Below are 21,276 nucleotides of genomic sequence, written 5' to 3' on the forward strand. Positions count from 1 at the left end.
GCCGGCACGGCACCACCACCCCGCTCGACTCCGCACCACCGAAGGACAGCACCATGACGACAGCAGCCGACGAGACCAGCGTGCTCCCGGCGGTCACCCCGAACCCGGGGCTGGCCGAGATCCAGGCCCGCGAGATCACCGCGTGGTTCGGCGATCGCAAGGTCCTGGACCGGGTGTCGCTGACGATGCCGGCGGGTGGGATCACCGCACTCATCGGCCCGTCGGGCTGCGGCAAGTCGACGTTCCTGCGGATCCTCAACCGGATGCACGAGCTGGTGCCGTCGGCACAGCTCGCCGGCCAGGTGCTGCTGGACGGCGAGGACATCTACGACCCCGCGAAGCGGCTGATCGACGCGCGCCGCGCGATCGGCATGGTCTTCCAGAAGCCCAACCCGTTCCCGGCGATGTCGATCCGGGAGAACGTGCTCGCCGGGCTCAAGCTCACCGGCACCAAGGCGTCGCGCTCGGCGAAGGACGAGCTCGTGGAGTCCTGCCTGCGCAAGGGCGGCCTCTGGGAGGAGGTCAAGGACCGGCTCGACGCGCCCGGCGGCGGCCTCTCCGGCGGCCAGCAGCAGCGGCTGTGCATCGCCCGGTCGCTGGCGATCAAGCCGCGGGTGCTGCTGATGGACGAGCCGTGCTCCGCGCTCGACCCGACCTCGACCCGGGTCATCGAGGAGACCATGCGCGAGCTCGCGCACGAGGTCACGATCGTCATCGTCACCCACAACATGCAGCAGGCCGCGCGGGTCTCCGACACCTGCGCGTTCTTCCTCGCCTCCCAGGGCACTCCTGGCGTCATCGTGGAGCACGGGGATACTGGTGCGATGTTCCAGAGCCCCCAGGACCCGCGGACGAGCGACTACGTCCACGGTCGGTTCGGATGACGGCCGGATGAGTCCTGCATGAGTCCTGCCCGCCTGATCGCGTCGTTCGCCACGGCGCTGCTCGTCGTCGCCGGGCTGGGGTACGCCGCCTCCCAGACCGTGCTGGCGCGTCCCGAGCTGCCCGCGACCAGGTCCTCGGCGTACGTCGACGCCCCGCGTCCGGACACCCGGGTGCAGGCCGCCCGGCGCGCCGGCGCGCCGCGGGCCCCGGCGCGGGTGGACCCTCGCTGGGTCGCCGACACCGCCGCGCGGGCCGGCATCCCGGCGCCCGCGGTGCGCGCGTACGCGAACGCACAGCTGGCCGAGCCCGCGGGCTGCGAGGTCGGCTGGACGACGCTGGCCGGCATCGGCTGGGTCGAGTCGCACCACGGCACCATCGACGGCCGCACCCTCGGCGAGGACGGCCGCTCCTCGACGCCGATCCTCGGCCCCGCGTTGAACGGTCGCGGCGAGGTCGCCGCGATCCCGGCCACCCCGGAGTCCAGCGCGTGGCACGGCGACCCGTCCTGGGACCACGCGGTCGGGCCGCTGCAGTTCATCCCGTCGACGTGGGCGACCTGGGGCGCCGACGGCGACGGTGACGGGACCGCCGACCCGAACGACCTCGACGACGCGGCCGTCACGGCGGCCCGGTACCTGTGCGCCGACGGCCACGACCTCGAGACCGGCCAGGGTTGGGCGGACGCGGTGTTCGCCTACAACCACGCCCAGTCCTACGTGGACGCGGTCTACGCCGCGGCCTCGGCGTACTCCGACCGCACCGGCTGAGCGGACCGCACCGATCGACGCGAACCGCCTCCTCGCGAGCGCGGGAAACCCCTAGGGTGGGGCGTCGACCTCACCGGGAGAACCCATGACCAGTGTGCTCCGCTCGCGTCCGGCCGCCATCGCGGCCCTCATCATCGCGCTGCTGTTCGCCGGTGGCACCGGCGCCGTCGCGCGCGGGTTGATCGGCACTCACGACCTCCGCAACGGTGCCGTCACCAGCGCGAAGGTCGCGGACGGCACGATCACCACGAGGGATCTCCGTCCCCATCTGGCCGACCGCGTCCGCCGCGGGGGCTCGGCCGGTCCCGCCGGACCTCAGGGTGTCCAGGGTGAGCCGGGCCCGGCCGGCCCGCAAGGGGTTCCGGGCGAGGCCGGCCCACGCGGTGCCTCGGGCGAGCAGGGGGTACCAGGTGTGCAGGGCGTGCAGGGGCCAGCGGGACCGGCCGGGGCGCCCGGCGGGTTCGCGTTCAGCGGTGACTCCTCGAGCGCCGCGCCGGACGCCGACATCATCGTGACCGCCACCTGCTTCGAGGGATCCGACCCGAACCTCCAGGTCGTCGCTCTCGACAACGAGAACCTGTTGATCACCGGCCAGGTGACGACGTACGACGGCACCGGTGCGACCACCACCGACGTCCTCGTGGACGACACCGGCTACTGGAACCCGATGTGGGCCGCCGGCCTCACGGTGATCTTCGACGGGGTTGTGGTCACCGCGACGGGTGAGTCCTACGCCGTGACGACGGTGATCCGCTCCAGCTGTCAGGGCCAGGGCACCCTGATCCCGCTGGGCTGACCCGGGCGAGCCGGTGTAGTGGGTCCACCGCCTCACGACCGCGCGGTCGCGCTCGGAGGAGCGCCGTAGAATCGGCACCTGCCACCCCCTGTCAGCTGCTGACCGGGGGCGCTCGTGCTGTCCGTTCCCGCCCTTGGAAGGCCCCCCGTGCACCTCTCCGGCCTGGCCGATGCCGTTCTCGCCGACCCCGTCCTCGCCGACGCGATGGCCGACGCACGCGGCGGCGTCGTGCCGGCGCTCGACCTGACCGGGCCGGAGGCGCTGCGCCCGTTCGTGGTCGCGGGCCTGGTCCGCGCCGGCCGCTCGGTGCTCGCGGTGACCGCCACGTCGCGCGAGGCCGAGGACCTCGTGGAGGCCCTCGGCGACCTGCTCGACCCGGCGCGGGTCGCGTACTACCCGAGCTGGGAGACGCTGCCGCACGAGCGGCTCAGCCCGCGCAGCGACACCGTCGGTCGCCGGCTCGCGGTGCTGCGCCGCCTGTGCCACCCGGGGGCGGCGACCGACGCGGCCACGGACTCGTCCGCGGGGACGCCGAACGGCCCGATCGACGTCGTCGTCGCGCCGGTGCGCTCGGTGCTCCAGCCCCAGGTCAAGGGCCTGGGCGACCTCGAGCCCGTCGAGCTGGAGCCGGGTGACACCGCTCCGCTCGACGACGTCGTACGCCGGCTGGCGGCCGCGGCGTACACGCGCGTCGACCTGGTCGAGAAGCGCGGCGAGTTCGCGGTCCGCGGCGGGATCGTCGACGTCTTCCCGCCCACCGAGGAGCACCCGCTGCGGGTGGAGCTCTGGGGGGACGACGTCGAGGAGATCCGGTCGTTCTCGGTCGCCGACCAGCGCACGCTCGGGAAGGCGGACCGGCTCTGGGCGCCGCCGTGCCGCGAGCTGCTGCTCACCGACGAGGTGCGCGCCCGCGCGGCCGCGCTCGGCCGCGAGCACCCCCAGCTGCTCGAGCTCACCGACAAGATCGCGGCCGGCATCGCCGTCGAGGGCATGGAGTCCCTCGCGCCGGTGCTGGTCGACGAGATGGAGCTGCTCGTCGACCTGATGCCCGCCGACACCCACGTGCTGGTGCTCGACCCCGAGCGCGCGCGCAGCCGGGCGCACGACCTGGTGGCGACCAGCGAGGAGTTCCTGGCAGCCAGCTGGGCCGCGGCGGCCGGCGGCGGCACCGCACCGATCGACACGCTGATGATGGGGATGGGCGCCGCGTCGTACCGCACCATCGCCGACGTGCGCGAGCACTGCCTCGACCAGCACAAGCCCTGGTGGACGGTGAGCCCGTTCGGCATCGAGACCGACGCCGGCCCGGCGCCCGCCGAGTCGGACCCCGCGGTGATCGCCGGCGCGGTGCGCTCCCGTGCCGTGCCGGCCACCTCGGTCGACGCCTACCGGGGCGAGATGGAGCGCGCGATCAAGGACATCGAGACCTGGCGCAGTGCCGGCCACCGGGTGGTCGTGCTGCACGCCGGGCACGGTCCGGCGCAGCGCATGGTGGAGGTGCTCGGCGAGCACGACGTGCCCGCCCGCGCGGTCGACGGCATCGCCGCGGCCGCCGAGCTCGGCGACAGCGTCGTCACCGTCACCTGCGGCGCGATCGACCACGGCTTCGTGGACGAGACCAACCGCCTGGTGCTGCTCACCGGGGAGGACCTCTCCGGCCAGCGGGCCTCGACCCGCGACATGCGGAAGATGCCGGCCCGCCGCAAGCGCCAGATCGACCCGCTCGAGCTGAGCGCCGGCGACTACGTCGTGCACGAGCAGCACGGTGTCGGGCGGTTCGTGGAGATGAAGCAGCGCGAGGTCGGGGGAGCGGTGCGCGAGTACCTCGTGCTCGAGTACGGCGCCTCCAAGCGCGGCGGCCCGCCCGACCGGCTCTACGTCCCTGCGGATGCGCTCGACCAGGTGACCCGCTATGTCGGCGGCGAGCAGCCCTCGCTCGACCGGCTCGGCGGCGGCGACTGGACCAAGCGCAAGAACCGCGCCCGCAAGGCGGTCCGTGAGATCGCCGCCGAGCTGATCAAGCTGTACGCCGCCCGGCAGGCGACCAGGGGCCACGCGTTCGGTCCGGACACGCCGTGGCAGCGCGAGCTCGAGGACGCCTTCCCGTTCCACGAGACGCCCGACCAGCTGAGCACCGTCGACGAGGTCAAGGGCGACATGATGCGCACCGTCCCCATGGACCGGCTGGTCTGCGGCGACGTCGGCTACGGCAAGACCGAGATCGCCGTGCGCGCCGCGTTCAAGGCGGTCCAGGACGGCAAGCAGGTGGCGGTGCTGGTGCCGACCACGCTGCTGGTCACCCAGCACCTCAGCACCTTCGCCGAGCGGATGAGCGGCTTCCCCGTCATCCTCAAGGCCCTCTCGCGCTTCCAGACGGACGCGGAAGCCCGCGAGGTGATCGCGGCGATGGCCGACGGCTCGGTCGACATCGTGGTCGGCACCCACCGGCTGCTCAACCCGGACATCCGCTTCAAGGACCTCGGCCTGATCATCGTCGACGAGGAGCAGCGCTTCGGGGTCGAGCACAAGGAGCAGATGAAGCGGCTGCGCACCTCGGTCGACGTGCTGTCCATGTCCGCCACGCCGATCCCGCGGACCCTGGAGATGGCGATCACCGGCATCCGGGAGATGTCCACGATCACCACCCCGCCCGAGGAGCGGCACCCGGTGCTGACCTACGTCGGGGCCTACGAGGACCGGCAGATCGTGGCCGCCGTACGCCGTGAGCTGCTCCGCGAGGGCCAGGTCTTCTACATCCACAACCGGGTGAGCTCGATCGAGAAGGCGGCCGCGCGGATCAAGGAGCTGGTGCCGGAGGCGCGGGTCGCCACCGCGCATGGCCAGATGGGCGAGCACCAGCTCGAGCAGGTGATGCTGGACTTCTGGGAGAAGCGGTTCGACGTGCTCGTGTGCACGACCATCGTCGAGTCCGGCCTGGACGTGTCCAACGCCAACACGATGATCATCGAGCGGGCCGACACGCTCGGCCTCTCCCAGCTGCACCAGCTGCGCGGTCGCGTCGGGCGCAGCAGGGAGCGGGCGTACGCCTACTTCCTCTACCCACCGGAGAAGCCGCTCACCGAGACCGCCCACGAGCGGCTCGCCACGCTCGCGCAGCACTCCGACCTCGGCGGCGGCATGGCGATCGCCATGAAGGACCTCGAGATCCGGGGCGCGGGGAACCTGCTCGGCGGCGAGCAGTCCGGGCACATCGCCGACGTCGGCTTCGACCTCTACGTGCGCCTGGTCGGCGAGGCCGTGAACGACTTCAAGGGCGAGGTCGAGCCCGAGCTCAACGAGGTGCGCATCGAGCTGCCGGTCGACGCCCACCTGCCGCACGACTACATCCCCAGCGAGCGCCTGCGCCTGGAGATGTACAAGCGGCTCGCCGAGGTCCGCTCCGACGAGGACGTGGACCTGGTGAACGAGGAGCTGCTCGACCGGTACGGCGAGCCGCCGCAGGAGGTCGTCTCGCTGCTGATCGTCGCCCGATTCCGCGCGCGGGCGCGCCGGGCCGGGGTCGGGGAGGTCACGATCGCGGGCCGCAACGTCCGGTTCGCGCCGGTCGACCTGCCCGAGTCGCGGGTGGTCCGGCTGAACCGGCTCTACCCCAAGTCGATCGTCAAGGCCCCGGTCAGCACGATCCTGGTGCCGCGTCCCCAGACCGCGGTGGTCGGGGGGCGTCCGATCACCGGCATCGCCCTGCTTGAATGGGCTCGGCAAGTGATCGACGCCGTGATCGACCCCGATGGCGCCGGCCCCGTCAACGCACCTCAGGAGAGCAAGTGACCCGCATCCGCCTGATCGCCCTGGCCTCGGCCTCGATCTTCGTGCTCACCGGCTGCGGCACGGTCCCCGGCTTCAACCCCGGTGTCGCCGCGCGCGTGGGAGACGACACGGTCACGATGAACCGGGTCGACGACGTCACCGCGGCGTACTGCCGGGCGGCGGAGGCCCAGCTGCAGGAGGGCCAGGTCCTGCCGCAGCACTACCTGCGCGGCCAGGTGGCCGGGGCGCTGGCGCTGCGCGTCGCCGCCGACCAGTTCGCCGCCGAGGAGGGCGTGAGCGCGGCCGAGGACTACGACCAGGCCGTCGCCCAGGCCCGCGAGCAGCTCGGCTCGCTGCCCGAGGACCAGGTCCAGGCGCTGATCGACGTGCAGGGCGTCCCGATCTACGTCCAGGCGGTAGAGAAGTCGGTCGGCGAGCAGCAGGGTGCGAGCGGCAACGCCGCCACCAAGGCGGGCGAGCAGGCGTTCCTGGCCTGGCTCGAGGACCAGGACCTCGAGCTCGACCCCCGCTTCGGCGTCTCCATCCAGAAGGGCGTCACCGCACCGGTCGACACCAGCCTCTCCTACGGGCTCTCCGACACCTCGACCAAGGCGAACGCCGACCAGCCGGACACCGACTACGCCGCGGCGCTCCCGGACTCCCAGCGCTGTGGCTGACCTGCGGGGCTGACCTAGGTGGTTGAGGTGCGAGCGCAGCGAGCCTCGAAACCACCCGACGAGCCGCTCCTCGAGTTCCTCGAGGTGATGCGCCGGTTGCGTGCGGAGTGCGCGTGGAAGGCCGGCCAGACCCACCGGTCGCTGGCGCGGTTCCTCCTCGAGGAGACCCACGAGACCCTCGAGGCGATCGACGACGGGGACCGCACTGGCGACTGGAGCCACCTGCGCGAAGAGCTCGGCGACCTGCTGCTGCAGGTCTACTTCCATGCGGTGATCGCCGAGGAGACCGGCGAGTTCACCCTCGACGACGTCGCCCGCGACATCACCGCGAAGATGCACCGCCGCAACCCGCACGTCTTCGCGCCCACCCCGGACTCGCCGGTCGAGCCCGCAGCCATCGACGAGCTGTGGCAGCAGATCAAGGCGACCGAGAAGCAGCGGACCTCGATCACCGACGGCCTCCCCCCGGGGTTGCCGGCCCTGCTGTACGCCGACAAGGTCCTGGCCCGCCTCGCCCGCGAGCCGGCGGTCGAGCCCGTCGAGACCGCTGCACCCGCCCCACCGGTGGTCGAGCCTGTCGAGACCCCCGCACCCGCCCACCACGCCGACCCTGCCCACCACCTGGGGGAGCGCCTGCTCGCGCTGGTCGCCGAGGCCCGCGAGTCCGACGTCGACCCCGAGCAGGCCCTGCGCGACGCCGTACGCCGGCTGCTCGCGCCGCCGCCCTGACGGGCGTCCCTGACGAACGGGCACGCGACACGCCGTGAGCGCGTGCGGCAGGTCAGGGGCGCGCGGCCTGACGCGTGAGCCAGGTGGCTCGCTGCACCGTGGACAGCGCCCGCCGGCGCGCGACCGTCGACGTGTCGACCCACCACGCCGGCTGGTCCAACGTCCACGCGCCGGTGCGCCGGCGGCCCGCCGCCCGGCGGTAGGCCGCGTCGATCCGGCACAGGAAGGCACGCCGGTCGGCGTTGTCGGCCGCGACCATCGTCACCAGCTCGAGACCGAGGTCTCGGACCAGCTCCTCTCGTTCCAGATCGCGGACCCGCCGGCCGTCCTCGACATGGACCAGGCCGTCGTACTCGCCCAGAACGCCGTGGTCCGGGTCGAACAGGTCGGGCGTGAGCAGGTGGCTGCCGTCGGGCGCGAAGATCGGGACGTTGCAGAGCGGGCGTGGGTGGGCGCTCGACCACGAGATCCGCATCGCGACCTCGCGCGGAGACCAGGCGTTCTCGTCGGCGAGGTCCAGCGTCCGGGTGATGCGGGAGGCATGCGGGCGTCCGGAGAGATACCGCTCGGCGTGCCGGCGAATCTCCGCGATCGAGACCAGGTCCGAGAACGCGGCCATGTCGGCGATGATCACGGCCTGCTCCGGGCTCCGTGCCCGCCGGATCTCGAAGCACACGGAGCGCGCGTGCTCGGTGACCGGGAGTCCGTCGAGGCCGATGACCTCGGCCGGTTCGAGCCACTCCTCGGAGAGGAGGACTCCTGGTCGCGAGCGCACCACCCGGTTGCGACCGAGCGCCAGCGGCACGGGCAGGGCGGTACGTCCGTCGGGTGCGAGGCCGTCGAACCAGCGCGCCCGAGCCCAGTGCAGCCCGGCCCAACCCGTGACCGCGCCGTGCTCCGGCAGCAGCACGGCGGCCTCGACGACGCGCTGGGCGGGCGTGTCCGGGTCGACGTACGCCGGCACGTAGTGGCCCTTGCTGCTCCGACGCCATTCGGGCCCGGCCGCCTGACGGCGAGTCGGGCCGGTCCGGCCTGCAGAGTCGATAGGAACGGGGACGACCACTCCGTCGCGAACCACTCCCGAGAGCTCCATGGGCACGAGGATGCGGGGGATCGGCTGCTCGGGGCGGGCGTCCTCCACAGGCCGCTCGCGCGCCCCTGACGAACGGGCACGCGACCCGCCGGGCGAGCGTGCCGCAGGTCAGGGGCGCGCGACCTCGACCGGAGCGAGCGACCCCGCGGGACGCTCGACCCCACTTCGCCGGGCCCTTCGTCCCGCGGACCACCCACGGACTCCTGCGGTCCACCGGCACGCACTAGGCTGAACGGCGGTCCGCCGAGACCCGGCCCGGGCCCTCCCCCAGACGACCCAGGAGCACTGACGTGGCATCCATCGAAGCTGTCGGCGCCCGCGAGATCCTCGACTCGCGCGGCAACCCCACCGTCGAGGTGGAGGTCCTCCTCGACGACAACTCGTTCGCCCGGGCAGCGGTGCCCAGCGGTGCCTCGACGGGCGCCTTCGAGGCGGTCGAGCTGCGCGACGGCGGCGACCGCTACCTCGGCAAGGGCGTGGCCAAGGCCGTCGAGGGCGTCATCCAGACCATCGCCCCGGCGATCGAGGGCCTGGCCGCCGACGACCAGCGCCTGGTCGACCAGACCATGCTCGAGCTGGACGGCACCCCCAACAAGGGCAAGCTGGGCGCCAACGCGATCCTCGGCGTCTCGCTGGCGGTCGCCCGGGCCGCCGCGGACTCCGCGGAGCTGCCGCTGTACCGCTACGTCGGCGGCCCGAACGCCCACCTGCTGCCGGTCCCGATGATGAACATCCTCAACGGCGGCTCGCACGCCGACTCGAACGTCGACGTCCAGGAGTTCATGATCGCGCCGATCGGCGCGCCCACGTTCCGCGAGGCGCTGCGCTCGGGCGCCGAGGTCTACCACGCGCTGAAGTCGGTGCTGAAGAAGAAGGGCCTGGCCACCGGCCTCGGCGACGAGGGTGGGTTCGCGCCCAACCTGGACAGCAACCGCGCCGCGCTCGACCTGATCGCCGAGGCGGTCTCCGCCGCCGGCCTGACCCTCGGCAAGGACATCGCGCTCGCGATGGACGTCGCGGCGTCCGAGTTCTACAAGGACGGCTCCTACGCCTTCGAGGGCGGCACCAAGACCGCCGAGCAGATGACGGCGTACTACGCCGACCTGGTCGCGTCGTACCCCATCGTCTCGATCGAGGACCCGCTGGACGAGGAGGACTGGGCCGGCTGGAAGGCGCTGACCGACGAGCTCGGCAGCAAGATCCAGATCGTCGGCGACGACCTGTTCGTCACCAACGTCGAGCGGCTCCAGCGCGGCATCACCGGCGGCCAGGCCAACGCGCTGCTGGTCAAGGTCAACCAGATCGGGTCGCTGACCGAGACCCTCGACTCCGTCGAGCTGGCCCACCGCAACGGCTACCGCTGCATGATGAGCCACCGCTCGGGCGAGACCGAGGACACCACGATCGCCGACCTGGCGGTCGCGACGAACTGCGGGCAGATCAAGACGGGCGCCCCGGCCCGGTCCGAGCGGGTCGCGAAGTACAACCAGCTGCTCCGGATCGAGGACGAGCTCGGAGATGCCGCGCGCTACTCCGGCGCGTCGGCATTCCCCCGGTACGCCGGCTGAGCGAACCTAGGACGTATGCCGTCCGAGAGTCGCCGCACGCCGCCGCGCGCCCCCCGTCCGCGAGGACGGTCGGGGCCACGGCGGTCGTCGTCGGCCGTCCGTCCGGCACGACCTGCGGTGCCCGCGACGCCGGCCCAGGCGCGGCACCGGCTGACCGGCCGGGCCGCGATCCTGGTGCTGGTGCTCGCGGTGCTGACGGTGTCCTACGCCTCCTCGCTGCGGGCCTACCTCCAGCAACGCGACCAGATCGGTGACCTGAAGAGCCAGATCGCGCTGCGCCAGGCGAACATCGACGACCTGGAGCGGGAGAAGCGGCGCTGGGAGGACCCGGCCTTCGTGCGGCAGCAGGCGCGCGAGCTGAACTTCGTGATGCCGGGCGAGACCGCCTACGTGGTGCTGGACGAGAACGGCGACCCGCTGGAGAGCGACACCTCCCTCACCGATCCCGCCACGGTCGCCCCGAAGCCGCCGCGGGCGTGGTGGTCCACGGCCTGGGAGTCGGTCAGGACGGCCGGCGTCCCGCCGGCCGCCGAGCCGGAGCCGTCGACGAAGATCACCGGCACCGACTGAGCGTGACCACCTGCTGGAACAATGGCCGGGTGATCGACCCCGAGGACATCGCCGCTGTCGAGGCCCAGCTCGGTCGTGAGCCCCGGGCCATCCACGAGGTCGGCCACCGCTGCCCGTGCGGCAACCCGGATGTCGTCACCACCGAGCCCCGGCTCCCCAACGGCACCCCGTTCCCGACGACCTTCTACCTGACCTGCCCGCGGGCGGCCTCGCGGATCGGGACGCTCGAGGGCTCGGGGCTGATGAAGCAGATGCAGGACCGGCTCGCGGACGACCCGGACCTGGCGGCGGCGTACCGCCGCGCGCACGAGCGCTACCTCGAGGCCCGGGCCGCGTTGGGGTCGGTGCCCGAGATCGAGGGCATCTCCGCGGGCGGCATGCCGGACCGGGTCAAGTGCCTGCACGTGCTCGCCGGCCAGGCTCTCGCCCAGGGCCGCGGCGTCAACCCGCTGGGCGACGAGGTCCTCGACCTCCTCGGCCCCTGGTGGGGGTCCGGCCCGTGCGTGTAGCGCCCGTCGCAGCCATCGACTGCGGCACCAACACGATCAAGCTCCTGGTGGGCACCGTGCCCGAGGCGGGGGGCCTCGAGGTCGACGTGCGGGAGATGCGGATCGTGCGGCTCGGCCAGGACCTCGACCGCACCGGCCGGATCGCCGAGGAGGCACTGGAGCGGACGTTCGCCGCCATCGACGAGTACGCCGCGGTGATCCGCGGCCACGACGTGCCGCCCGAGCGGATCCGCTTCGTCGCGACCTCGGCCACCCGCGACGCGGCGAACGCCGTGGACTTCGTCGCCGGCGTCCGCGAGCGGCTGGGCGTCGAGCCCGACGTGGTCACCGGAGCCGCGGAGGCCGCCCTGGCCTTCGACGGAGCGGTCCGCAACCTGCGCACCGCGCCGGCCGCGCCGGTGCTGGTCGTCGACATCGGCGGCGGGTCCACCGAGCTGATCCTGGGCAGCACCGAGCCGGCAAGCGCCCACTCGATGGACATCGGCTCGGTGCGGCTGCATGAGCGACACCTGGCCGGCGACCCTCCGACGCCCCAGCAGGTGGCGGCCTGCCTCGCCGACATCGACGCCCACCTCGACGCCAGCCCCGTGGACCTCGCTGCCGCCGCGACCGTCGTCGGCGTGGCCGGGACGATCACCACGGTGGGCGCCGCGGTGCTGGACCTCCCGGCGTACGACCGCGACGCCCTCGACCAGGCGGTCCTCGACGTCGCCGACGTGCACGCCGCGGTCGACCGGCTGGTCGCGATGAGCCACCAGGAGCGCCGCGCCCTGGGCTTCATGCACCCCGGCCGCGCGGACGTCATCGACGCCGGTGCGTTGATCCTCTCCGCGGTCCTGCGCCGCACCCGCGTGGCCGACCTCGTGGTGTCCGAGGCCGACATCCTCGACGGGATCGCTTGGTCGATCGGCCGGTGAGACCGGCGGCTGACGTACGGGCGTTTCTGGACCGGGCCTGGTGGGCACCGGGGCCCCATGACCGATCCGCGTACGACGACCGATGAACCAGTCGGCGCACTCGTGCACCGGCTCTCCGAGCAGATCCCCGAGCTGGTCCGCACCGAGCTGCGGCTGGCCCAGGCCGAGCTCGCCCAGAAGGGCAAGCGCGCCGGCCTCGGGATCGGCATGTTCAGCCTGGCCGGGCTGCTGGCGTTCCTCGCCACCGCCACCCTGGTCGCCACCGCCGTGATCGCCCTCGACCTGGTGCTGCCGCTGTGGGCGGCGGGCCTGATCGTCGCCGGCGTGCTCCTGATCGGGGCGTTGGGCGCCGGCCTGGGTGGCCGCAGCGAGATCCAGCAGGCGACGCCGCCCACGCCCGAGGTCACCATCGCGAACGTCAAGGAGGACGTCGCCACGCTGAAGGGAGAGCGCCGGTGAGCAGCAACGGCACGTCACCCCAGCGGCTCGAGGCCGACATCGCCCGGCAGCGCGAGGACCTGGCGACGACGGTGGACCAGCTCCACGCGAAGCTCGACGTGAAGGCACGCGCCCAGGACAAGGCGCACGAGCTCAAGGACCGGGCCACCACCGCCGACGGCCGGCCGCGCCCCGACCTCACGGCGGCCGCCGTCGCCGCCGTCGTCCTGGCCGCCGGACTGCTGGCCTGGCGGCGCCGCCGTTGACGCCTGAAGCGCCGACCCGATCAACCGCCCGATCCACCGGCCCCCGATGAAGGAGTCCCCATGAAGAAGCTGACCCTGCTCGCCGGCGTCGCCGTCGGCTACGTCCTCGGCACCCGCGCCGGCCGCGAGCGCTACGAGCAGATCAAGGCCGGCGCCAACCGCCTGGCCCAGAACCCCAAGGTGCAGGCGGCCGCGGGCAAGGCCCAGGACACCGTCGCCCAGCAGGCGGCGACGGCCGCGGACCTGGCCAAGGAGAAGGCCGGGGACATGGCGTCGACGGCGGCCGACAAGGTACGGCGCGAGGCGTCGATCCAACCCGCACCCTGACCGATCCGGGTCCGCCCGGTCGGCGCACGCCAGCAGGGTGCGCGAGGATGGCCGGGTGACCGACCTGCTCCCGCACCCCGCCACCCGGGAGCTGTTCCCGTCCCCGGTGCCGCCCGGCACCGGGTGGCCGGGCGATCCCGCGACGGAGCGGACACCGGTCGCCACGACCGCGGCGCAGGTGCGCCGGCTGGCCCGGGTCGGCGAAGGGGTCGACGAGCTGGCCGAGCTCGACGCGCGGGTCTCGGTCTGCCGGGCCTGCCCGCGCCTGGTTCGCTGGCGCGAGGACGTGGCCCGGGACAAGCGCGCGTCCTTCGCCACCGAGCCCTACTGGGGCCGACCGGTCCCCGGCTGGGGCACCACCGACCCGAGCGTGCTGATCGTCGGGCTCGCCCCGGCCGCGAACGGTGCCAACCGGACCGGCCGGATCTTCACCGGCGACCGCAGCGGCGACTGGCTGTTCGCGGGGCTGCACCGCGTCGGCCTGGCCCGCACCGCTACGAGCACGCACGCCGACGACGGCCAGGAGCTGATCGGCACCAGGATGATCGCCACGGTGCGCTGCGCGCCGCCGCAGAACAAGCCGACCGTCGTGGAGCGGGACACCTGCGCCCCCTGGCTGCTCGCCGAGCTGGGCCTGGTGCTGCCGACGGTCGAGGTGGTGGTCGCGCTCGGCACCTTCGGCTGGGACGCCACGCTGCGCTCGTTCGCCGGGCTGGGCTGGCAGGCCAGCCGACCGCGGCCGCGGTTCGGCCACGGCGTGGAGACCCGCCTGGTCGGGCCGGGCCGCGAGGTGACGCTGCTGGGCTGCTACCACCCGAGCCAGCAGAACACCTTCACCGGCCGGCTCACCGAGGTGATGCTCGACGACGTCCTGCGCCGCGCTGCCGTTCTTGGCAGGATCACGGGGTAGGCCGACCGGCCCCCGTATCCCAACCGGCAGAGGAAGCCGCCTTAAAAGCGGCGCAGTCTGGGTTCGAGTCCCAGCGGGGGCACCACGCGGATCCCTCGACCACCCGCAAGTACGGCGGCACCGGGCTCGGGCTCGCCATCGCCAAGCAGCTCGTCGAGCTGATGGACGGGACGATCCCGGTCACCAGTGTCCCGGGCGAGGGGACGGCGTTCCGCGTGCGCCTGCCGCTGGCGGCCGCGTAGCCGCCTACGATCAACCGATGCCTCCTCTCTGGTCCCGCCGCGCCCTGACCCGTGCCAGCGCAAGCGCAGGACGGGCCGCGCCGGACCGGCCGGCCGGCCCACCGAGCGCCGCACCCGCCGGATCGCGCCGGCTGGCAGCCGGCTTCTTCGAGCGGTTCCCGGCCTTCTACGACACCAGCGAGACCTCGTCCTTCCCCTGGCGCCTGAACCTGCGCCACGAGGCGATCTTCACCGAGCACGACGACCTGTTCCCCGGCGCGCGCGTCCTCGACATCGCCAGCCACGACGGACGCTGGTCGATGGCCGCCCTCGAGGCCGGCGCCGCCTCCGTGATCGGAGTCGAGGCGCGGCCCGAGCTCGTCGACCGTGCGGTCGACACGCTGCGTCGCCTCGACGTCGACGAGGCCCGCTTCCGGTTCGTCGCCGGCGACGCCTTCGAGGTGCTCGCCCGCGAGGAGCCCCAGGTCGACGTGGTGCTCTGCCTCGGCTTCCTCTACCACACGCTGCGCCACAACGAGCTGTTCACCCGGATCCGCCGGACCGGGGCGCGGCACCTGTTGCTCGACACCGAGATCCACCGCGGGACCGAGCCGGTCGTGCGCCTCGCCGACGAGCACGTGGACCGGCAGGGCAACGCGGTCGCGGACGAGTTCTCCTACGGCGACACGGTGCTCACCGGCCGTCCCACCCTCGCCGCGCTCGACCTGCTGGCCCGGACCCAGGGCTTCGCCGTGGAGCGGCTCTCGGACTGGGACGGGCTGCTGCGCGACAACCCCGAGGCCGACCAGGTCCGCGACTACCGGATCGGTCGGCGCGCGACCCTGCGCCTGCGCCGGGCCTGAGTCCAGTCACCTCCGGCCGGGCAGGTCGTTGGTCGGTCGTGCGCAGACTCCTGCTGGCGGCCCTGGTGGCGGTCGCCCTCGTGCTGACCGCCGCCCCGTTCGCGAGCGCCGACCCACCGCAGCTGCGGAGGGACGGCCGGTGGCTGGTCGATCCGCAGGGCCGGGTGGTGTTGCGCTCGGTGCGGCAGGTGCTGGTCGCCGCGGAACGCGGGGCCGAGGTCGTGACCGTCCGGATCGTGCGCTCCTGAGGAACACCGCGTGGGAACCAATCGACCCACGGAAGCGTTCAACCCGGTGAGCCCGCCTAGACTGGGCCCAACAGGTGACCCGTCAGAGCGACGACACCCCCGGCCTCGAGGAGAGACCATGCAGAGCAACAACCCTGTGTTCCGCCGGTCGGAGGAGTTCCACGCCTCCGGCTCCAACGCCTACGGCAACCAGACGTACGCCGGCAACGGGTCGGCGTACCAGGGCTACGGCCAGACCGGCTACACCGACCCCGCGACCTGGGGCACCGGCACGCCCGGCCAGCCCGGCGTCAGCCAGCCGGGGACCGCCATCGACCGCGGCCCGATGACCATCGACTCGGTCGTGCAGAAGACCGCGATCTCGCTCGGCCTGGTGATCGTGGCCGCGCTCGCCACCTGGGTGCTGACCCCCGACATCGAGAACGGCCAGATCAGCGGCGGCCTCGTCGCGGCGGTGACCCTCGGGTCCCTGGGCGCGTTCGTGCTCTCGATGGTGAACTCGTTCAAGCGGGTGATCAGCCCGGCGCTCGTCATGGCGTTCGCCGTCCTGGAGGGCATCGCCCTGGGTGGGCTGAGCAAGCTCTTCGACGTCCAGTTCGGTGACGGCGTCGTCTCCGGCGCCGTGATCGGCACGTTCGCGGCGTTCGCCGGCACGCTCGCGGCGTACAAGGTGTTCGACATCAAGGTCGGCAACAAGTTCCGCATGTTCGTGATGGCGGCTGTCTTCGGCATGATCGGGCTCAGCCTGATGGAGCTGGTGCTGAGCATGTTCAGCGCGAGCATCGGCCTGTTCGGCTTCGGCACGCTCGGCATGCTGACCGCGATCGTCGGCCTCGCGCTGGGCGTGTTCATGCTGGTCCTCGACTTCGACTTCGTCGAGCAGGGCATCGCCAACCGGCTCCCCGAGCAGGAGTCCTGGCGGGCCGCCTTCGCGATGACCGTCAGCCTGGTCTGGATCTACACCAACCTGCTGCGCCTGCTGGCGATCTTCAGCGACAACTGAAGCTGCCTGCGCCGAAGGGCCCCGGGGTTCCTCCCCGGGGCCCTTCGGCGTGTCGTGCGGCTTTCGGCTGCCAGGTGGGACCTGAGGGGCTGGTGGGACTCGGCGTCGAGCCAGGACCGCGACCACCGCCGGGTCGCGGACGGTTCCTCCCGACGCGATCCGGCGGAGCGGGGGGAGGGGGGCGTTCATGCCTCGACGCCAAGAGCGCCGAAGGCCGCTCGCGGGCCTGGACCGCCGATCGGGGTGGGGTCTTCCCTGCCGCGGACGCGCGCTGGCCTACGTCTCGCCGGCTCCCTCAAGCTCCTCGTCCGGAGCCGCGTCCTCGCCGTCGTGCTCGGGCGCCTCGGCCGCCGTCCCGGGGTGGCGCCGGCGGTGCCGCAGCTCGACCCACAGGCCCCGGACGCCGCGGCGCGAGCCGCCGACCTCGGTGCCGCCCAGCTCGGTGCCGGGCACGTTGACGGCCTGGAGCGCGGCGGCGGTGATCGGCAGCACGCCCTCGCCGCGATAGGCCTCCGGCTCGGCCTCGTCGTCGGGGATCAGGCCGAGCGCGGCCAGGGTGGAGGGCAGCAGCACCGTGACGAGGGAGCGGTAGCCGTCGGCGGAGGGGTGGAACTGGTCGGGTCCGAACAGGATGGCGGGCGCAGCCGCGAACTCCGGGCCGAGGATCGAGCCGAGGGAGACGGTGCGCCCGCCCGCCTCGACCACGGCGATCGTCTGGGCGGCCGCGAGCCGGCGCGACCAGGCGCGGGCCACCTGCTTGAGCGGCGGGGCGATCGGCTTGATGGTGCCGAGGTCGGGACAGGTCCCGACGAGCACGAGCACACCCGCCTCGCGGAGCCGCGTGACGGCCTCGGAGAGGTGGCGCACCGACGCCGACGGCAGCACGCTGTGCGTGACGTCGTTGGCGCCGATCAGGATCACCGCGACGTGCGGCTCGGTCGGGAGCGCCTTGTCGATCTGGCTGGACAGGTCGGAGGACATCGCGCCCACGACCGCGAAGTCGCGCAGGTAGACCCTGCGGTCGGCCCGCTCGGCCAGCCCGCTGGCGAGCAGCGCGCCGGGAGTCTCCTCGACCCGCTCCACGCCGTACCCCGCGGCGCTGGAATCCCCGAGCAGCGCGACCTTGATCGCGGGGCCGGGCCGGCCGCGGCCGTACCAGCCGGTCGGGTCGGGCGGGTCGTCATCGAGGCGGCCGATGGTCTTGCGCGCCACCCGGGCCTCGACCCGGAGCAGGCCGTAGAGCGCTCCGCCGAGCACCGAGACGCCGCCCCCGCCGTACGCGGCGGCGGAGGCCAGCTTGCGAGCGGCGGCGGCTTTACCCACGCCGTCACTCTACGGACGCCGGCCAGCGCGGACGCCCGGGGTTTACGAGAAGGTGCGGACCGCCCCTAGATTGGCCGGGTGCAGTACGTGAACTCACTCCTCGACCTGATCGGCAACACCCCGCTGCTGAGGCTCTCGACGTCCATGGGCTCCCTGAACGGCGCGAAGGGACCGATCGTCCTCGCCAAGGTGGAGTACCTCAACCCCGGCGGCTCCGTGAAGGACCGCATCGCCACCCGGATGATCGAGGCGGCCGAGGCGTCCGGGGAGCTTCAGCCCGGCGGCACCATCGTCGAGCCGACGTCCGGCAACACCGGCGTCGGGCTGGCGATGGTCGCCCAGGCGAAGGGCTACAGGTGCGTCTTCGTCTGCCCGGACAAGGTCAGCGAGGACAAGCGCAACGTGCTGAAGGCGTACGGCGCGGAGGTGGTCGTCTGCCCGACCGCGGTCGAGCCGGAGCACCCCGACTCCTACTACAACGTCTCCGACCGGCTCGCCTCGCAGCCGGGTGCCTGGAAGCCGGACCAGTACTCCAACCCGCACAACCCGCGGTCGCACTACGAGACGACCGGCCCGGAGATCTGGGCGCAGACCGAGGGGCGGGTCACCCACTTCGTCGCCGGCGTCGGCACCGGCGGCACCATCAGCGGCACCGGGCGCTACCTCAAGGAGCAGAACTCCTCGGTCCAGGTCATCGGGGCCGACCCGGCGGGCTCGGTCTACTCCGGCGGCACCGGCCGGCCCTACCTCGTCGAGGGAGTGGGCGAGGACTTCTGGCCGGAGGCCTACGATCGCGACGTCGCCGACCGGATCATCGAGGTCTCCGACGCCGACTCGTTCGCGATGACGCGGCGGCTGGCCCGCGAGGAGGCCCTGCTGGTCGGCGGTTCCTCCGGCATGGCCGTGCACGCGGCGGTCCAGCTCGCCCACGAGCTCGCCGGCACCCCCGAGGGCGAGGACGCGGTGATCGTCGTACTCCTCCCGGACTCCGGCCGCGGCTACCTCACGAAGGTCTTCAACGACGACTGGCTCGCGCAGTACGGATTCCCGGTCGACGGCGCCGAGCGCTCCGTGCAGTCCGTCGGGGAGGTGCTCCGCGGCAAGAGCGGGCGGCTGCCCGACCTCGTGCACACCCACCCGAACGAGACCATCGCCGAAGCCGTCGCGATCCTCCAGGAGTACAACGTCTCCCAGATGCCGGTCGTGCGCGCGGAGCCTCCGGTGGTGGCCGCCGAGGTCGTCGGATCGGTCTCCGAGCGGACCCTGCTCGACCTGCTGTTCACCGGCTCGGCCAAGCTCACCGACAGCGTCGGCGAGCACATGGCGCCCCCGCTGCCGACGATCGGCTCCACCGAGCCCGCCTCCGAGGCCGTCGCCGCACTCGAGGGCGCCGACGCCCTGTTGGTGCACGAGGACGGCAAGCCCGTCGGCGTCGTCACCCGCCACGACCTGCTGGCCTACCTCGCGCGCGGCTGAGTCAGTTGGCTGCGGGGTTCGGCTGCTGGCAGCCGAACCCCGAAGCTGCGTCACCGCCTATAGTGAGAACACGTTCTAGTTCTCAGGAGGGCTGATGACGGCGACGGGAACGCCCGCGATCGAGGGCTGGTTCACCGCTGGGCCCGAGCCGGCGCTGCTCGGGTCCCGCTGCACGACCTGCGGGACCGTGTTCTTCCCGCGGGTGGCGGGGGCCGCGGCGTTCTGCCGCAACCCGGCCTGCGCCGGCGAGGAGTTCGAGGAGACCGAGCTGTCCCGCCGCGGGACGATCTGGTCCTACACCGACGCGCAGTACCAGCCGCCCCCGCCGTACCTCTCCCGCACCGACCCCTACGAGCCGTTCGCGCTCGCGGCGGTCGAGCTGCCCGAGGGGTTGGTCGTGCTCGGCCAGGTCGCCGACGGGTACGGCGTCGCCGACCTGCGGGTGGGCGCCGAGGCCGAGCTGGTCGTGGAGACGCTCTACGCCGACGACTCCGGCGCGCGCCTGATCTGGCGCTGGAAGCCCGTCGCCGAGCTGGGCGAGGAGGCTGACCGGTGAGCGCGGGCAGGGCGGTCGCAGTGCTGGGTGTCGGGATGCACCCGTGGGGCAAGTGGGGTCGCCCGTTCGTGGAGTACGGCGTGCACGCGGCCCGCGCCGCCCTCGCCGACGCCGGTGTCGCCTGGGGCGACGTCGACCTCGTGGTCGGTGGCGAGACCGTGCGCAACGGCTACGGCGGCTACGTCGCCGGCGCCACGTTCGCCCAGGCCCTCGGTTGGAACGGCGCCCGGGTCGCCACGTCGTACGCCGCCTGCGCCACCGGCGCGCAGGCCCTCGACGCCGCCCGCGCCCGGATCCTCGCGGGGCTGTCCGAGGTCGCGCTGGTCGTCGGGGCGGACACCACGCCGAAGGGCTTCCTGGCCCCGAACGCCGGCGAGCGGTGGGACGACCCGGACTGGCTCCGGTTCCGGCTGCTCGGCATGACCAACCCGGCGTACTTCGCGCTCTACGCCCGCCGCCGGATGGACCTGTACGGCGCCACCCCGGAGGACTTCGCCCGGGTGAAGGTGAAGAACGCGCGGCACGGGCTGGAGAACCCGAACGCCCGCTACCGCAAGGAGGTCTCGGTCGAGGACGTACTGACCAGCGCGGTCGTCTCCGACCCGCTGCGCCTGCTCGACATCTGCGCCACCTCCGACGGCGCGGCCGCGATCGTGCTCACGTCCGCGGACTACGCCCGGCGGCACGGAGCCGGGAGCCCGGTCCGGATCGACGCGATCTCGACGGTCACCCCGACCTTCCCGAACACCGTGCTGGACATGCCGAACCTGGCCACCGACTCCAGCCTGGTCGTCGGCGCCCCCGAGCGGACGTTCAAGGAGTCGATCGGACAGGCGGCGTACGACGAGGCCGGCATCGACCCCACGGACGTGAGTGTGGCCGAGGTCTACGACCTCTCGACCGCGCTGGAGCTGGACTGGATGGAGGACCTCCAGCTCTGCAAGCGCGGCGAGGCCGAGGCGCTGCTGCGCGCCGGGGAGACCGCCATCGGTGGGCGGATCCCCGTCAACCCCTCGGGTGGCCTGGCCTGCTTCGGCGAGGCCGTCCCCGCCCAGGCGCTGGCCCAGGTCTGTGAGGTGACCTGGCAGCTGCGCGGACAGGCCGGTGGCCGCCAGGTCGAGGGTGCCCGGGTCGGCATCACCGCCAACCAGGGCCTGTTCGGCCATGGCTCCGCGGTGCTCCTCAGCATCTGAGAGTGGGACGGTGGTCTTCGAGGCTCGGCGCCCCGTCGCCTGAGCCTCGAGCCACCCGTCGGGGCCGCTCCTGGCCGTGGGCCGTCGTACGGCCTTATCGGACGGGTCTTGTCACTTTCTCGGGGGTTCTTCGGCAGGTCTTGTGGGTCGGCGTGACGAACGTCTCGCCACCC

Annotated in this window: 22 protein-coding genes, 1 tRNA gene and 1 pseudogene; 22 read left to right on the forward strand and 2 right to left on the reverse strand. The window is 73.0% G+C overall.

The features are described from left to right. Nucleotides 1-53: 53 nt before the first annotated feature. The 6 genes from NOCA_RS06090 (at nt 54) to NOCA_RS06120 (ending at nt 7,622) form a co-directional block, all read left to right on the forward strand. Nucleotides 54-884, forward strand: coding sequence for a phosphate ABC transporter ATP-binding protein (locus tag NOCA_RS06090; RefSeq protein ID WP_011754393.1), 831 nt, complete (start codon nt 54-56; stop codon nt 882-884). Between the two features lie 18 nt (nt 885-902). Continuing rightward, complete coding sequence (locus NOCA_RS06095) at nt 903-1,652, forward strand: lytic transglycosylase domain-containing protein (RefSeq protein ID WP_011754394.1); 750 nt, start codon at nt 903-905, stop codon at nt 1,650-1,652. Nucleotides 1,653-1,737: 85 nt separating this feature from the next. Beyond that, nucleotides 1,738-2,448: a collagen-like triple helix repeat-containing protein gene (locus NOCA_RS25505; RefSeq protein WP_011754395.1), complete on the forward strand. Its 711-nt coding sequence runs from the start codon at nt 1,738-1,740 to the stop codon at nt 2,446-2,448. 147 nt (nt 2,449-2,595) lie between these two features. Then, nucleotides 2,596-6,237, forward strand: a complete 3,642-nt coding sequence (mfd, locus tag NOCA_RS06110; protein ID WP_041546278.1) for a transcription-repair coupling factor — start codon at nt 2,596-2,598, stop codon at nt 6,235-6,237. Next, the gene (locus tag NOCA_RS06115) at nt 6,234-6,893 is read left to right on the forward strand and encodes a hypothetical protein (RefSeq protein ID WP_011754397.1); all 660 of its coding nucleotides are present in this window, start codon (nt 6,234-6,236) and stop codon (nt 6,891-6,893) included. The genes mfd and NOCA_RS06115 overlap by 4 nt, the downstream gene beginning before the upstream one ends. A gap of 27 nt (nt 6,894-6,920) precedes the next feature. Next, a complete protein-coding gene (locus NOCA_RS06120) occupies nt 6,921-7,622 on the forward strand; it encodes a MazG family protein (RefSeq protein WP_011754398.1) in 702 nt (233 codons plus the stop codon). A 52-nt stretch (nt 7,623-7,674) separates the two neighbouring features. Here the strand turns inward: NOCA_RS06120 and NOCA_RS06125 are convergent, their stop codons facing one another. Then, on the reverse strand, nt 7,675-8,715 hold the full coding sequence (locus tag NOCA_RS06125) for a hypothetical protein (protein ID WP_041547163.1): 1,041 nt from the start codon (nt 8,713-8,715) through the stop codon (nt 7,675-7,677). Between the two features lie 290 nt (nt 8,716-9,005). On the opposite strand from NOCA_RS06125, the gene eno reads away from it, so the two are divergent. The 13 genes and pseudogenes from eno (at nt 9,006) to NOCA_RS06185 (ending at nt 16,555) form a co-directional block, all read left to right on the forward strand. Beyond that, the gene (gene eno, locus NOCA_RS06130; protein ID WP_011754400.1) at nt 9,006-10,283 is read left to right on the forward strand and encodes a phosphopyruvate hydratase; all 1,278 of its coding nucleotides are present in this window, start codon (nt 9,006-9,008) and stop codon (nt 10,281-10,283) included. 117 nt (nt 10,284-10,400) lie between these two features. Then, the gene (locus NOCA_RS06135) at nt 10,401-10,853 is read left to right on the forward strand and encodes an FtsB family cell division protein (RefSeq protein ID WP_158305632.1); all 453 of its coding nucleotides are present in this window, start codon (nt 10,401-10,403) and stop codon (nt 10,851-10,853) included. Nucleotides 10,854-10,855: 2 nt separating this feature from the next. Next, on the forward strand, nt 10,856-11,362 hold the full coding sequence (locus tag NOCA_RS06140; RefSeq protein WP_011754402.1) for a DUF501 domain-containing protein: 507 nt from the start codon (nt 10,856-10,858) through the stop codon (nt 11,360-11,362). Then, complete coding sequence (locus tag NOCA_RS06145) at nt 11,353-12,279, forward strand: Ppx/GppA phosphatase family protein (RefSeq protein WP_011754403.1); 927 nt, start codon at nt 11,353-11,355, stop codon at nt 12,277-12,279. The genes NOCA_RS06140 and NOCA_RS06145 overlap by 10 nt, the downstream gene beginning before the upstream one ends. A 57-nt stretch (nt 12,280-12,336) precedes the next feature. Then, on the forward strand, nt 12,337-12,738 hold the full coding sequence (locus NOCA_RS06150; RefSeq protein ID WP_011754404.1) for a phage holin family protein: 402 nt from the start codon (nt 12,337-12,339) through the stop codon (nt 12,736-12,738). Then, complete coding sequence (locus NOCA_RS06155; protein WP_011754405.1) at nt 12,735-12,983, forward strand: DUF3618 domain-containing protein; 249 nt, start codon at nt 12,735-12,737, stop codon at nt 12,981-12,983. Before NOCA_RS06150 ends, NOCA_RS06155 begins: the two co-directional genes overlap by 4 nt. A 60-nt stretch (nt 12,984-13,043) precedes the next feature. Continuing rightward, nucleotides 13,044-13,310, forward strand: a complete 267-nt coding sequence (locus NOCA_RS06160; RefSeq protein WP_011754406.1) for a hypothetical protein — start codon at nt 13,044-13,046, stop codon at nt 13,308-13,310. A gap of 55 nt (nt 13,311-13,365) precedes the next feature. Next, nucleotides 13,366-14,220, forward strand: a complete 855-nt coding sequence (locus NOCA_RS06165) for a uracil-DNA glycosylase (protein WP_011754407.1) — start codon at nt 13,366-13,368, stop codon at nt 14,218-14,220. Between the two features lie 8 nt (nt 14,221-14,228). Continuing rightward, a tRNA-Leu gene (locus tag NOCA_RS06170) sits at nt 14,229-14,305 on the forward strand. Beyond that, nucleotides 14,265-14,462, forward strand: a pseudogene (locus NOCA_RS28615) (ATP-binding protein); the annotation flags it as partial. The gene NOCA_RS06170 and the pseudogene NOCA_RS28615, both read left to right, overlap by 41 nt. A 17-nt stretch (nt 14,463-14,479) precedes the next feature. Further along, complete coding sequence (locus NOCA_RS06175; protein ID WP_011754408.1) at nt 14,480-15,304, forward strand: class I SAM-dependent methyltransferase; 825 nt, start codon at nt 14,480-14,482, stop codon at nt 15,302-15,304. A gap of 38 nt (nt 15,305-15,342) precedes the next feature. Continuing rightward, a complete protein-coding gene (locus NOCA_RS06180) occupies nt 15,343-15,552 on the forward strand; it encodes a hypothetical protein (RefSeq protein ID WP_041546280.1) in 210 nt (69 codons plus the stop codon). A 118-nt stretch (nt 15,553-15,670) separates the two neighbouring features. Further along, a complete protein-coding gene (locus NOCA_RS06185; RefSeq protein WP_011754409.1) occupies nt 15,671-16,555 on the forward strand; it encodes a Bax inhibitor-1/YccA family protein in 885 nt (294 codons plus the stop codon). Between the two features lie 276 nt (nt 16,556-16,831). On the opposite strand, the gene NOCA_RS06190 is transcribed toward NOCA_RS06185, so the two are convergent. Further along, complete coding sequence (locus tag NOCA_RS06190) at nt 16,832-17,878, reverse strand: SGNH/GDSL hydrolase family protein (RefSeq protein WP_011754410.1); 1,047 nt, start codon at nt 17,876-17,878, stop codon at nt 16,832-16,834. A 78-nt stretch (nt 17,879-17,956) separates the two neighbouring features. Between NOCA_RS06190 and NOCA_RS06195 the strand changes: the two genes are divergently transcribed. The 3 genes from NOCA_RS06195 to NOCA_RS06205 all read left to right on the forward strand — a co-directional run bounded on the left by NOCA_RS06195 (nt 17,957) and on the right by NOCA_RS06205 (nt 21,103). Further along, the gene (locus NOCA_RS06195; RefSeq protein ID WP_041546282.1) at nt 17,957-19,354 is read left to right on the forward strand and encodes a cystathionine beta-synthase; all 1,398 of its coding nucleotides are present in this window, start codon (nt 17,957-17,959) and stop codon (nt 19,352-19,354) included. Nucleotides 19,355-19,448: 94 nt separating this feature from the next. Then, nucleotides 19,449-19,910 (forward strand): Zn-ribbon domain-containing OB-fold protein, encoded by a 462-nt coding sequence (locus NOCA_RS06200; RefSeq protein WP_011754412.1) that lies wholly within the window; start codon nt 19,449-19,451, stop codon nt 19,908-19,910. After that, nucleotides 19,907-21,103, forward strand: coding sequence for a lipid-transfer protein (locus NOCA_RS06205; RefSeq protein ID WP_011754413.1), 1,197 nt, complete (start codon nt 19,907-19,909; stop codon nt 21,101-21,103). Before NOCA_RS06200 ends, NOCA_RS06205 begins: the two co-directional genes overlap by 4 nt. Nucleotides 21,104-21,276: the final 173 nt, after the last annotated feature.

The sequence above is a fragment of the Nocardioides sp. JS614 genome (genome assembly GCF_000015265.1).
GTDB lineage: Bacteria > Actinomycetota > Actinomycetes > Propionibacteriales > Nocardioidaceae > Nocardioides.